Annotated in this window: 11 protein-coding genes; 3 read left to right on the top strand and 8 right to left on the bottom strand. The window is 37.9% G+C overall.

Annotated features, from left to right (window positions below):
• Positions 1-96: 96 nt before the first annotated feature.
• The 4 genes from WSC_RS0116405 to WSC_RS0116390 form a co-directional block, all read right to left on the bottom strand.
• Complete coding sequence (locus tag WSC_RS0116405; protein ID WP_016957036.1) at positions 97-1,005, bottom strand: PEP-CTERM/exosortase system-associated acyltransferase; 909 nt, start codon at positions 1,003-1,005, stop codon at positions 97-99.
• Positions 1,006-1,081: 76 nt separating this feature from the next.
• The gene (locus WSC_RS0116400; protein WP_016957035.1) at positions 1,082-1,795 is read right to left on the bottom strand and encodes a PEP-CTERM sorting domain-containing protein; all 714 of its coding nucleotides are present in this window, start codon (positions 1,793-1,795) and stop codon (positions 1,082-1,084) included.
• Between the two features lie 186 nt (positions 1,796-1,981).
• Positions 1,982-2,824: a patatin-like phospholipase family protein gene (locus tag WSC_RS0116395; RefSeq protein WP_016957034.1), complete on the bottom strand. Its 843-nt coding sequence runs from the start codon at positions 2,822-2,824 to the stop codon at positions 1,982-1,984.
• 11 nt (positions 2,825-2,835) lie between these two features.
• Positions 2,836-3,624, bottom strand: coding sequence for a YdcF family protein (locus WSC_RS0116390; RefSeq protein ID WP_016957033.1), 789 nt, complete (start codon positions 3,622-3,624; stop codon positions 2,836-2,838).
• A gap of 38 nt (positions 3,625-3,662) precedes the next feature.
• Here WSC_RS0116390 and WSC_RS0116385 point away from each other — a divergent pair, with 38 nt between their 5' ends.
• Complete coding sequence (locus WSC_RS0116385; protein ID WP_016957032.1) at positions 3,663-4,427, top strand: S1 family peptidase; 765 nt, start codon at positions 3,663-3,665, stop codon at positions 4,425-4,427.
• Here the strand turns inward: WSC_RS0116385 and WSC_RS23150 are convergent.
• The 3 genes from WSC_RS23150 to WSC_RS0116365 form a co-directional block, all read right to left on the bottom strand.
• Complete coding sequence (locus WSC_RS23150) at positions 4,424-5,521, bottom strand: nucleotidyltransferase family protein (protein ID WP_157447322.1); 1,098 nt, start codon at positions 5,519-5,521, stop codon at positions 4,424-4,426. The two genes, WSC_RS0116385 and WSC_RS23150, sit on opposite strands and share 4 nt — an antisense overlap.
• A gap of 8 nt (positions 5,522-5,529) precedes the next feature.
• Positions 5,530-6,375 (bottom strand): HprK-related kinase A, encoded by an 846-nt coding sequence (locus WSC_RS0116375; RefSeq protein WP_016957030.1) that lies wholly within the window; start codon positions 6,373-6,375, stop codon positions 5,530-5,532.
• 237 nt (positions 6,376-6,612) lie between these two features.
• Positions 6,613-7,236, bottom strand: a complete 624-nt coding sequence (locus WSC_RS0116365; RefSeq protein WP_016957028.1) for a hypothetical protein — start codon at positions 7,234-7,236, stop codon at positions 6,613-6,615.
• Between the two features lie 248 nt (positions 7,237-7,484).
• Between WSC_RS0116365 and prsK the strand changes: the two genes are divergently transcribed.
• Both prsK and prsR read left to right on the top strand, forming a co-directional pair.
• Positions 7,485-9,512 carry an XrtA/PEP-CTERM system histidine kinase PrsK gene (gene prsK / locus WSC_RS0116360; protein WP_016957027.1) on the top strand — a complete coding sequence of 676 codons (2,028 nt, stop codon included), beginning with the start codon at positions 7,485-7,487 and terminating at the stop codon, positions 9,510-9,512.
• Between the two features lie 20 nt (positions 9,513-9,532).
• The gene (gene prsR, locus WSC_RS0116355; protein WP_016957026.1) at positions 9,533-10,897 is read left to right on the top strand and encodes a PEP-CTERM-box response regulator transcription factor; all 1,365 of its coding nucleotides are present in this window, start codon (positions 9,533-9,535) and stop codon (positions 10,895-10,897) included.
• Between the two features lie 75 nt (positions 10,898-10,972).
• Here prsR and WSC_RS0116350 read toward each other — a convergent pair whose 3' ends face one another.
• Positions 10,973-12,160, bottom strand: coding sequence for an XrtA/PEP-CTERM system-associated ATPase (locus WSC_RS0116350; protein WP_016957025.1), 1,188 nt, complete (start codon positions 12,158-12,160; stop codon positions 10,973-10,975).
• Between the last annotated feature and the right edge of the window lie 132 nt (positions 12,161-12,292).

The following is a 12,292-nucleotide window of genomic DNA, read 5'->3' as shown; positions in this document are numbered from 1 at the left end:
ATTAAGGATATATAAAGCTTACGGATAAGATGGAAGGGAAGTGTCGACTAACCCCAAGGTAATAATTCTAGTTAAACCCTGAGATCAGTTGATGCATTATAGTTTAAACAGGCTTTCACCAGAGGTAGAGACAAAGCTTTTTGCTTGATTCGCCTTGTTGTAAGGCGCATGCTTTAACCAACCATTTTGCCTAGCAGCCAAAAACTGACCTTCTAAATCATCCTCAATTTTATACATCAATTTTTTGAAACCAGGACTTAAGCTGTCCATTAAAATTTTATTACTAATATAATAAGGTGCACGCTGGCCGTGATAGTCGACCGTTGGGCCAATTTGTTTAAATGGAATACCAACAAAACGCAAACTGCGTGCAAGCCTTGGCTCCATCATGACAAAACAATGCTTGATTCCAGAATGATGTGCAAGTGACGCACACGACATATATAAACCAACGGCAATAAAAGGGAAACAACGCAATTCATTCTCTGAATACGAAGATTCATTAATTGCACCGGTTGCTGCGCCAGCAAATTTATCCGCGTTACGACGGCGGAACTGAGCAGGAATAGCTAAACGTGAAATTTCACAAATTTTATCCCGGCTAAAATCACTTGGGTGAATTTCATCGTTATCAATTGAGTTAAGGCAAAACTCTTCTATTGGCAATTTTTCTTTTTCATTCGAGGAGCAAACCAAACGAACTGTGCCAGCATAGGCGTCGGACTGTTTGTGCTTTATAGCACAGTGGAGAGAGTGTGAGTCAAAATGATCCGTTTCTATACCAACTTGGTTTTCTTCTAAAAAATGCAGCTCATCGCAATAAACGTTGTAACGAACTTTATAGGTATCTTGTTTAAGCTCGTCAGAATACGCCAACACTGGCTGTAAAAATTGTGAAAAATGAGTAGAGATTGAATCTACTTCTCGATCGGCAAAATAACGCATTGCTGCTTTTACAACAGGTCCGACAATCGGCTTTTCAGCTAGTTTGCGTAGTGCCCTCATAAATACTCTCTCCCCAAGCAGTACCCTTTAGTATAGCTCAGGTTTGTAAAAGGTAAATCTAATAAACTTTACTTAATTACTTATTACTAAGTCGAACTCGACTTAGTAATAATAAAACAACAGAAAATAGAGCAAGGGTGCTAGGCTCTGGAACCTCAGTTACATTGAATGATAATAAAGCATTACCGTCGTATTCAGCGCCATTTCCATCGTTAGATGCAGCTTGGAAAAGCTCAAAGGTTACTTTTTTACCCGAAAAATCAAACGGGTCGTAACTCATATTTATCTCGCTTACATCACCGACATACAAAATGTCGTCTCCATTAAATGAAAAATTAACACTGTTAATATCCAAGCTAAACAAGTTAATATCGAATAGAGGACTATTATCGTTTGGGTCATACCAAGAGCTAATTGCAGACAACTGAATGAAACCAGTACCAGCTACCAAATTTGCATTAGAAAAATCTAAATCCAAATACCAATCGGAAACACCATCTTGCCCAAAAAACAGGCCAATTATATCATTCGAGTCTTTGCCATAATCTCCAGGTTCGTTAACTCCGTCAAAGTCCTTGATGTAACTAGCACTAGACAAATCGCCATCTAGGCCAAACTCGCTGATGCCAAAAATATTATCATATTCCATTGTTTTGCTTCCAAACCCAGAAGCATTTACGTCATGAGTAAATTCACTCATATCAATATCTATCGGCGTCGCACAAACTGGGCCACTAAACAACGCACCGAGTATAGCTACAACTTTTACCGCTGAAAAAAGTGTTTTCATAATTTACCTAACTTGCAGACCTTGTTGTCTAAAAACAGCTTAACCTTTATCTGTTAACCAAAGCAAATACTGTTCCAAAAAACAAAATCGCTTATAAATCAGACCATTGATAAAACAATGCCGTATAAAAATACATTTATACATTGATCTTGTAAAAAAAATTGACTGAACACAAGTCAAACTTTATTAATTTGCGACTGGTTGCACTAATTTTTTGGGGATAATTGACAAAGCGGTTAAATATCCAGCTTTAAACAACTCCTCTTTTTGTTCATTCGAGATAGTAAAGTCAACAGGCGAAATATTCCCAGTATCGACAATTATCGTGCTATGCCAATGGTTTGCTTGAACGTATTCTCTCGACACAGCTGTCATAAAAGTACGCACTAACATTAATACATATCGTTTTAATGGAAAAATGCTCTGCGTGTGCAATTCTTTTTTAATCGGCTGGCTTTTTAATCTAAAACATATAGTTGGCGTACCATCTCCTGCCCAGTCATTAAATAGAGCGTCTTCCGACAATATTGCGCCATCTGTCAGTATATAGTTGTCAAATTTTTGAAAACTAAAAACCAACGGGATCGACATAGAAAAACGCACAGCTTTGGAAACTTTTAAATTAGGTGTGTTCTCTCGGTTGAACACCACAGGGCCACCGCCATTTACGTCCGTCGCCAAAATATTTAGATTATGCGGTAAATCAGAGAATATTTTGCCACCTAGCTGCTTGTCCATCCACTTTTCGAATTTATCACCTGAGCTAAGACCACCGTCTTTGAGCAAACGTATGAGGCTGAACCCGCGAAACTTTCTAAAATCAGTGTCTAACGCTAGCTGTTTTATATCTTTAATCGACATTCCAGAACAATAAAGCGACGCAATGATGCTGCCGCCAGAAACACCAACCAAACAATCAAACGAAATTTTTAGCTCTTTAAGCGCTTGCAGTATCCCAATATGCGCGGCTAAACGTGTGCCGCCACCTGAAAACACAGGGACAATTTTAATTTGTTTTTGGTTATCCATATTAATCTCGTTTAGCTACTGGCAAACATCTGTTTTAATGATTCCCATGCATTGCCCAAATACTCGTACCAAGCTCGTTGACTGGTGTGCAACGCGCTTGCTTGTGGTAATAATAAATGCCAGTGCCATTTAATTTCATCTTTAGTTAAATATTCGGTAGGAACAGGCGTAAAATCAAGTTTTTGTTGGCCAAATATCTTATTTATTCGCTTAAAGTGACTAGCAGAGCTCACCAATAAATTCTTTTTACCACGCATATATTTCGCTAATGCGATCGCTTCATCAACAGTATCTTTATTCCCAACAGACAACATAATTCTCTGAGGTTCCAAACCTAGTTTAATTAAGTAGTTGGCTAGATATTCCGGATGGCTGTAAATTCGCTCTTCTCCCTTACCCCAACCTGAGAGTATAACGGCGGCCTTTGGATAAACTTTACTTAAACGATAGGCTTCAACAATTCGATAAAGTGAACATTCATGAATGTTGGCTATATCTGGCAGTGCTTTATCTTCAGTGCTATAACAGCCTAATACAATAATGTTATCGACTGTCGGCATTTTAACCGCGTCAAATTTTTTTACACTAAACTCTATTGGTTTTATCAAGCTATGTGACACAATAGGTAATGAAGACACCAACAATAACAGCAAGCCGCAGCCGATAAACATTTTCGGCCATTTAGGTTTAACATTCGCACAGTAGAGCAAGACATAGCCAAATACAGCTAAACTAATAGATATGGGTAAGGGCGAAATTAGCCAACCAATTAATTTTTTTAGTGTAAAGAATAAATCCATTTTGTGCGACTGTGTATAGAAACAAGGACTATTGTATTATGGTTAGACAATGTACCCGTTACGCCTTATTTATACTAGGTTTTTTCTCACTTTATGCACATTGCCAGCAGTTGCCACAAACCATCAAGCAAATAAAACCCTCTATCGTCGGCATAGGCCTATTTAATCCAACAGGCTCGCCGCGGGCACAAGTTTTGGGAACAGGATTTGTTATTGGTGATGGCAGTATAGTCGCAACAAATCAGCATGTAATCCCTGAGATAATTGACGGTGAAAAAAAATCTGTAGTGGTGTTTATCGGTACGGGCAAAAACCCACAAATTGATTTTGCTACTCTATTAAAAACTGATGAAGAGCACGATTTAGCTATTTTAAAGCTAACCTCACACAAACTTAAACCACTCAACTTAAATAAGAGCACTGATTTTATTGATGATGGTACTGAAATTGCGTTTACGGGCTACCCAATTGGCAGTGTGTTAGGTTTATATCCTGTAACTCATAGAGGCATAATAAGTGCTGTTACACCTGTAGCTATACCTGCAGCTAATAGCACTCAACTCAATTTAGCTAGATTAAAACGTTTAAGAGACCCGTGGATGACCTATCAACTGGACGCGACTGCTTACCCTGGCAACAGCGGCAGCCCTGTTTATTTGCAAAATAGCGGCGAAGTAATTGCGGTAATTAATAAGGTGTTAGTAAAAGAGAGCAAAGAAAATGTTTTGTCAGATCCAAGTGCTATCACCTATGCCATTCCAGTTAGGTATTTAAAGGATTTGATGGAAGCAGCAAACAACTAAGGTAATTGCTCTCCATCAATTGGGTCTTTGGTAAATTTATCGCGTAACTGCATCCAAGATTTTCTAAGTAAATGCGGGACAAGCAAGCGCAAGGGCATACGAATTAAGTGCCCACGCCAATAGGTTAAAAATTTAGCAATAGGTGTACGCCATGTTCGACAAGCTTTTACATCAGGCTTAAATACGTTTAAGAATGCAAAATCCCAAACATTTAAAAACTTAGGTTTATAAGGCTCTAATTTACTTACAATCTCAGTCGGAACTTCAGTGCAAAAAACCAGCTGGGTGTACCTGACCGCGTAAAAAAGGTAGTTACCTAACCCCAATTCTATTGCTCTATCAGCTAATTCAGACAGAAAGGTTTCAGATTCACTCTGAAATTGCGTCATCATTGAATGTAGGTCATAAAGATCACGTAAACCATTATGAAACTCACTTTCGGTAAATAAATGCACTGCACAATGAATTAACATATCTTTTTTAGATAATGTTTTAACTTTACCAACATGCTCAACTTCAACTTCTACAAATTCAAATAGCGATGCATCAAAGTGTTGTTTGTTAGTCCGAGGTAGAATATTGTGGTGAACGTCTAGTGTTGTAAAACGCTTTGAGTGAGTTAAAGGGGGGATTTCATGCATCCATTCTCTATAATATTTATCATCGTAATCGTCTATTTCAGAGCGAAACCAACCAAATGCTTTTAACCTAAATTCAATATTTTTAACTTGGCATTGCGACACAATAATATCAATATCAGAGAAATTTCGCCCCTGACTACTACGAGTATCGTGCAATATATAAGCAACACCTTTAAGCGCCGCGAACCCTCCCAAAACTTGAGGTTCAAGTGCAACATTCAATTTAAACAGTTCAAATAAAGCTTGCTGTTTTTGCGCAGAAACCCTTAAAAACTCACCAGATAAATGCCACCTTACCTTATAGGGGACATCAATAGACGCATCAAGAAATAATGCATATAACGATCCAAGCATATTCGCCTTTTTACCTTGAACAACAAGAGCTCTCCATTGCTGTTCAGTAAAGAAATTTACTAAGCTAGGACTGGAAAGTACCTGGATTAATAATGTCACACAATTCCTTAAACCAATTCGGATAGAGCGAGGTTAGCTTCATCAAATTTACTATACGTTAACTGGTAACACGGAGTTTGTTGCAAGTACTTACATACGAGCCTAAAAGCAGAATCTCCCAGAATGTGATAGTTAAAACTTTGTTTTATTATCATCTCAAATGCAGCTATAGAATGGCATTCTTGTAAGACTGTTTCACTACCCGCAATATATTTAGGGAACACTATTGCACTAAGGGGGGAAGTTTCATGCATACGTTTTACGCTATCATCAGGCGCCTTCAACAAAGCTACAGTTCCTTTATGAGTATCAAAAGCAGTAGCACTGAAAATAGCTGAAGGTAAACATTCTTTTATAATATCAATCGATTGATTTTTAAGGTTAATTGGTCTAGCCAATGGTTGCATATACCCATCGTCAAGCGAACATAAACTAAGCTCATCAGAAAACAATCGCCAACCGTTATATACCAAAAAAGCTGTAAGTGTACTTTTACCTGAGCCGCTATCTGCAGGCATCATAATAACTTTTCCATTTTTTTCAATTGAAGCAGCATGAACAATTAAAAATTGATGGGCACTAGTCGCAATGCACCAGTTCATCCCCCATTCCAACATAGGGTAGGCATGATCTAAGGGCAAAGGTTTAAAAGGATTATGCTCGTCCACAGAGAAATTAACTTGGGGTTTTATTATTCGTCTAATTGATTTTGGTGATGTTAGTTCAATTGCAAAATCAACAAATTCACCAGATTCGCGAGCTTGTTCTGTATATAAACTCCCTATCGCTTTAACGACCGAATTAATCGAGGTTTCAATACTAAAACAAAATGGGCCACACACAATGTTATGCACGTCAGTCTACCGTTTATTTATAGGAGTCCAATACTAATAGCGTATTCCACCTGACTACCAAATAAAGTTTTATCACTATCACTTAACGATTCGGAGAAGACATCTAAAGTTATTTTATTTTTATCCACATAGTAATTAGAAAAAGGAGGCGGAAATAAGTGCGTCTCCCCACTAAAGGTAGAGAAAAACGCAACGCTGCCCACTAATCGCTCTTCAAGAAATGAAACTGCCATTATTTTAGAGTGAATGATAACCTGACAAGTAGCCTTGCGAATCAGCGCTAAGAACACCTGCTTTCGATAAAGGATAATAAAAATCTGCGCTAACTTGATCACAATTACCTGGGTACTTTAACAGAATAGCCCATAACGTAGCGTTCAAAACACCTGTAATAATTTGCTGCCATTCCGCATTAAACGTACCACCGTCCCACAAAGCATCCTGCACGAGCATCAAAGGGTCGGTGTCAGGAAAACCAGTATAAATATTTTCACTTAGGTAAGTGTTTTCAGCCGACAATAATTCTTTTACCGTCAACGAATCCAAACTCGTCATCCCTCCAATTTTCCACGCGCTAAAAACTACGGCTTTATTGCCTTGATTCCATGTGCTTGGTGGATTTTGTCCTTGCCTATGACCTCTCCAGGAACCTTGACTGTATCCCGTGTAATCTATACAGTTTTCGTCCCGCCACTCTTGAGCAGATGCATTGTTAGAAAGGTTACCAGAACAACTACATGATGCAGCCCAAGCAGATTTACTACTAATAGTTGTAATTAAAGCTGTACCCGCAGCACCTTTTTTAATAAAGCTACGGCGTCCATTATTTGATTTAGCGATTGTCTCTACTTTATTAGACATCTTCTGTCTCCATTTATTAGCTGCAGTTTGTCAATAAACTTTACAGCCAAAGTAAATTTTCGTTATCTTTAGCAAATTAAAGCAAAATCTATTCCAACACACAAACACTGTTATATTCTAAGCATTTGTCGACTAAAACTTGGTAGTGTTAGATACCTGATGTAAAAAATATCGACACATTGATTGAGCTTTGCTTGTATTTAATTAATATTGTGACCGAAGCAAATTAATAATCAAGCTCTTAATTTATGGAAATTATAAACTGGCTAGGCTATGCAACAGCTGCACTTGCATACCTAGCATTATTGCTACTCACGTTAGTAAGCAAGCAAAAAACTTTGACCCATCAAATTTTTATTGCTTTTTCAATTTGTGGCTTTGCTTGGTCTTTTGTCCACTTATTGGAAAGTTTAAATTATTTGCACTCTACAAGTACAACTTGGGTAGAGAGCTTTCGTCTTGGCAGCACAGGGCTCTTGCTACTGAGCTTACTCAATAATCAATGGAGCAAAACAACTCTATTAAAAGCCCGCTATAGCCAAATTATCCTTCTGGTAACCTTATTTACACCCGCTCTTGCGCAAATAGGTTTAATTGGCAGTGCTTGGTTTTACATTGGCTACCTTTCTCTTACGGTTATATCTCTAGTATTGTTAGAAATTCTTTACCGTAAAGCTCAAGACGAGCTATGGGGACTTAAACCACTTATTCTAGCGCTAGGCACAATATTAATATTCGACTTTATTGTTTTCGCTAACGCGAGCTTAGTCTTACAAATCAATGAAGATATGTGGTTAGCCCGTGGTTATTTACATACTGTGTTGGTTCCACTTCTTTTATGGTCGATTAAACGCTCAAAAAATTTGGGTATAAAAGTATACGTATCGCGGGAAATGGTTTTCCAAAGTAGTTTGTTATTTGCAGCCGGCATCTATCTGACTCTAATGGCACTGGCTGGTTATTACATAAAAAGCATTGAGTCGCAATGGACAGGTATGGTGCAAAGTATTTTTGTTGCTTTGGCTTTTACTTTGTTGTTTGCCTTGTTCATCTCAGAGTCATTAAAAAAGAACGTAAAGGTATTTTTAGAGAAGCATTTCTTCGCAAACCAATTCGATTACCGAGTTCAATGGCTGAACCTGACAAATTTGCTAAACGCTCCACTCAATAGCGAGGACGATTATTACAACAGGGCTTTGACAGTATTTTTATTTTCGATTGAGTATGATGAAGGTATTTTATTTAAAAACAAAAATAACAAGCTAGAACAAGTCGCGCAAAAGTCAATCAATAACAGCAAGCAAGATTCGGTAGATATGGCGATCTTAGAGCAAGTTTTGCCTTATATTAAACAAACAAACTGGATAGTTGATCTTCAAGATTACCAAAGTAACAGCCAAAATTATCCAGGATTATCAATCCCATACAACAACATAGATAAAAGTAGTTTTCATGTAGTAGTACCTATCTTCCATCAGGAGCAACTCTGGGGCGTGGTATGTTTAAACAATAGTAGCAACGAATCAATCAACTTTAATTGGGAAATTCGTGACTACATGTCTGTCGTAACAACCCAAGTAGGTCACTACCTGTTTCAACACGAAGCTAATAAACAAATTACCGAAAATGCCCAATTTGCCGCGTTTAGTCGTATGTCAGCTTTCGTGATCCATGATTTAAAAAATGTCCTTGCTCAAGTTGACATGATTTTGGCTAACGCAGAAAAACATAAACACAACCCTGAATTTATTGACGATACATTCGAAACTTTGGGTTACAGTAAAAAACGCATGGAAAAAATGCTCGCTCAACTGATGAATAAAACCCCCGAAGAAAATAATACTTTATCGACTATTAATTTGACTGACGAAGTCAGTAATTTGATTAAACAAAGGTGTCAAAATATACTGCCGAGTCCAAATCTGCTCACTGAAAATCCAATTCAAGCCAAAGTCGATATAGAAAAACTGACGAATGTTTTATACCATTTAATCGACAATGCTCAACAGGCTACAAAAGATGATGGCTCGGTAAATATTGAAATTAAAGAGTTAGCAAGCTCAATTCAAATTATAATTAGTGATACGGGTCATGGAATGTCTGAGGATTTCATCAAAAATAAACTGTTTAAACCCTTTGAAACAACAAAAGGCAATGCAGGCATGGGCATAGGTGCGTATGACGCCAAATTATTTGCCGAACAAGCAGGCGGCAGCTTAAAGGTTAATTCAACTGAACACCTAGGTACGGAATTCATTTTAGAATTACCAAAATAAAAATGATTAGGAAAATATAAATGTCTAGATTACTGGTTGTAGACGACGATAAAGGTATACAAAAACAATTAAAATGGGGTTTGTCTGACTACGAAATAGTCTTTGCCGACGATAGACCTAGTGCAATTGCGCAATTAAGAAGACACGAGCCTGAAGTCGTCACGCTAGATTTAGGTTTGCCACCAGATCCAGCAAATGCTTCAGAAGGGTTAGCAGCATTAACCGAAATATTATCTCTGTCACCGAATACAAAGGTGATTGTTCTTACCGGTAATACGGATAAAGAACATGCATTAAAGTCAATTCAGTTAGGCGCATATGACTTTTATCAAAAGCCTGTAGATGTAGATACACTCAATACCATTATCCATAGGGCATTTAATTTAGTTGATTTAGAAAACGAAAATCGACGCTTGAGTAAAGTTAATGCATCTATGGGTAGCATAATTGGTAACAGTCCTTCAATTCTGGCCGCAACTAAACGAGCAGAGAAAATTGCTAAAACAGAAATCACCACACTGCTGTTAGGGGAAAGTGGTACAGGTAAAGAAGTATTCGCGCGCTCAATCCACAATCATAGTGATAGAGCGAACAAAGCATTTATTGCGATAAACTGTGCGTCAATTCCTGAAAACTTGCTAGAAAGTGAATTATTCGGCTACGAAAAAGGCGCTTTTACCGGTGCGGCGAAAACCACGAAAGGCAAGATTGAAATGGCACAGGGCGGCACGTTATTTTTAGACGAAATTGGAGACATGCCGTTACCACTTCAAGCTAAAATGTTACGTTTTTTACAAGAACGAGTCATTGAGCGAGTGGGTGGTCGCGAAGAGATTTCAGTCGATATTAGAGTGATTTGCGCAACACATAGAAATTTACAACAAATGTCAGTTGAACAGACTTTTAGGGAAGATTTATTCTACCGAGTGAGTGAATTGATTATCAATATCCCGCCGTTGCGCGAACGCGAAAATGACGTATTGTTGCTGGCAAAATCTTTTATTGATAGTTACAACGACCAATACAATAAAAACATCAAAGGTTTCAGCGATGAAGCTAAACAAGCTATGTTACAACATAAATGGCCGGGTAATATCCGAGAGCTGCAAAACAAACTGAAATCGGCGGTCGTAATGGCGGATACACCTTTTATTACGGCAGACGATTTAGGATTATTTGTTAACTCAAGCGATCCATCTACCGAACTAAAATCACTCAATTTACGTGAAGTCCGTGAAATTGCCGAATCAAATGCAATTCGTCAAGCTTATAATTTAGCTGAACAAAATATCTCAAAAACGGCTGAAATGTTAGGTGTAACTCGTCCGACCCTATATTCATTAATTGATAAATACCAACTGACCGAATTAAAAACCAACACTTAATTGTTGGTAGTTGGAACTGTGACCAACAACACCACTACAGTTGTTGGTCTTATTGGGCTATTTCAATTCAGACAGCTATTGTTTTTCTTGTACATCATCCTCAGTAAGATCAGCTTCTGCTTTTTGATTGTTGTCTTCCATTTCTACACTTGCTAGCTGCTTCAATTGTTTCAACTTCCTGTTTATCGCGTTATCAATATAGCGGCTCACTTTTAATTTATACTCAATCGAAGTTTCTAAAGTCGCTCGTATCTCTTGGATCATATTACGTAAGTGGGTAATGTCTTGTGAGATATCTGGCGGCACTTGATAAGTTATTTTTCCATTCACGCTTTGTGGCGGCGCTAAGTCTTCGAGCAAGGTTTCTTTACTCACTTCGTAGGTACTATCACCTTTTGTAGAATCCTCGTTGATACTAGTCTTAGGTTTGTCCGCAGGTTGTGATTGTTCAACAGATTCTTCAACTATCTCATCGATAACTGTTTTAGCTTCTACCTCAGTTAGATAATTTTTCTCTTCTAGAAAGCCAAAAAGTAAAATGCGATCACACACTGTGTTGATACGACGAGGGATACCTGTGGTAAAGTGATAAATAGCCTCAATGGCTTCGTCAGAAAATAGCTTGATTTCTTTACCAGCTGCGGCATTTACTCTGAATTCAATGTATTCATGCGTCTCTATAGCATTAAGCGGCTTTAAATCACATGAAGCTACAATACGCTGTCTAAATTGCTCCATTGATGGCAGCTGCAATAAATCACGCAATTCAGGCTGACCTAATAAGAAGCTTTGTAATAACGGCTTTCCATTTACTTGGAAGTTAGACAACATACGCAGTTCTTCAACTGATTCAATTGGCAAGTTTTGCGCTTCATCAACAATCAACAGCGCTCTTCGATTCGCATTAACCAACTGAGTTAGCTCTTTTTCGATCCCTTGCAACAACTCACCTTTACTTCTATTTTCAGTCGCTATACCCAATTTAGCAGCGGTTACTGTTATTAAGTCGTCAGGGTTAAGTTTAGGCGTAACAATTTGAATAGCTTTGACATTTTGCTCGTCTAAATCGGACAACAAACTATTTGCTATGGTTGTTTTACCTGTACCAATATTCCCGGTAATGACGATAAAACCTTCTCCTTGACCGATACCATATTTAAGGTAAGAGAGCGCACGTGTATGCAATTTACTTGCAAAGAAAAATGTGGGATCTGGGGTTAAATGAAATGGTTTATCTTTTAAACCATAAAAAGATTCATACATACCTTACTTGTCCGTTTACACATCAAATAGCTTGAGCAAAAGTTTACATGCTTTTACTCGAACTTGCAGTAAAACGACTAAATAGTTTGCCTTTAGAAGTTATACGGATGTATCAGAGAGTTTTAGGAGCAG

Source organism: Catenovulum agarivorans YM01, from assembly GCF_000281085.1.
In the GTDB taxonomy this organism is placed as follows: Bacteria; Pseudomonadota; Gammaproteobacteria; order Enterobacterales; family Alteromonadaceae; genus Catenovulum; species Catenovulum agarivorans.
The sequence above is the reverse complement of the archived record's forward strand: the minus strand, read 5'-3'. Positions and strand labels throughout refer to the sequence as shown.

Coding starts and splice junctions, on each gene's coding strand:
- WSC_RS0116405 (WP_016957036.1), bottom strand. CDS start 1,005: ATGAGGGCACTACGCAAACTAGCTGAAAAGCCGATTGTCGGACCTGTT.
- WSC_RS0116400 (WP_016957035.1), bottom strand. CDS start 1,795: ATGAAAACACTTTTTTCAGCGGTAAAAGTTGTAGCTATACTCGGTGCG.
- WSC_RS0116395 (WP_016957034.1), bottom strand. CDS start 2,824: ATGGATAACCAAAAACAAATTAAAATTGTCCCTGTGTTTTCAGGTGGC.
- WSC_RS0116390 (WP_016957033.1), bottom strand. CDS start 3,624: ATGGATTTATTCTTTACACTAAAAAAATTAATTGGTTGGCTAATTTCG.
- WSC_RS0116385 (WP_016957032.1), top strand. CDS start 3,663: ATGGTTAGACAATGTACCCGTTACGCCTTATTTATACTAGGTTTTTTC.
- WSC_RS0116365 (WP_016957028.1), bottom strand. CDS start 7,236: ATGTCTAATAAAGTAGAGACAATCGCTAAATCAAATAATGGACGCCGT.
- prsK (WP_016957027.1), top strand. CDS start 7,485: ATGGAAATTATAAACTGGCTAGGCTATGCAACAGCTGCACTTGCATAC.
- prsR (WP_016957026.1), top strand. CDS start 9,533: ATGTCTAGATTACTGGTTGTAGACGACGATAAAGGTATACAAAAACAA.
- WSC_RS0116350 (WP_016957025.1), bottom strand. CDS start 12,160: ATGTATGAATCTTTTTATGGTTTAAAAGATAAACCATTTCATTTAACC.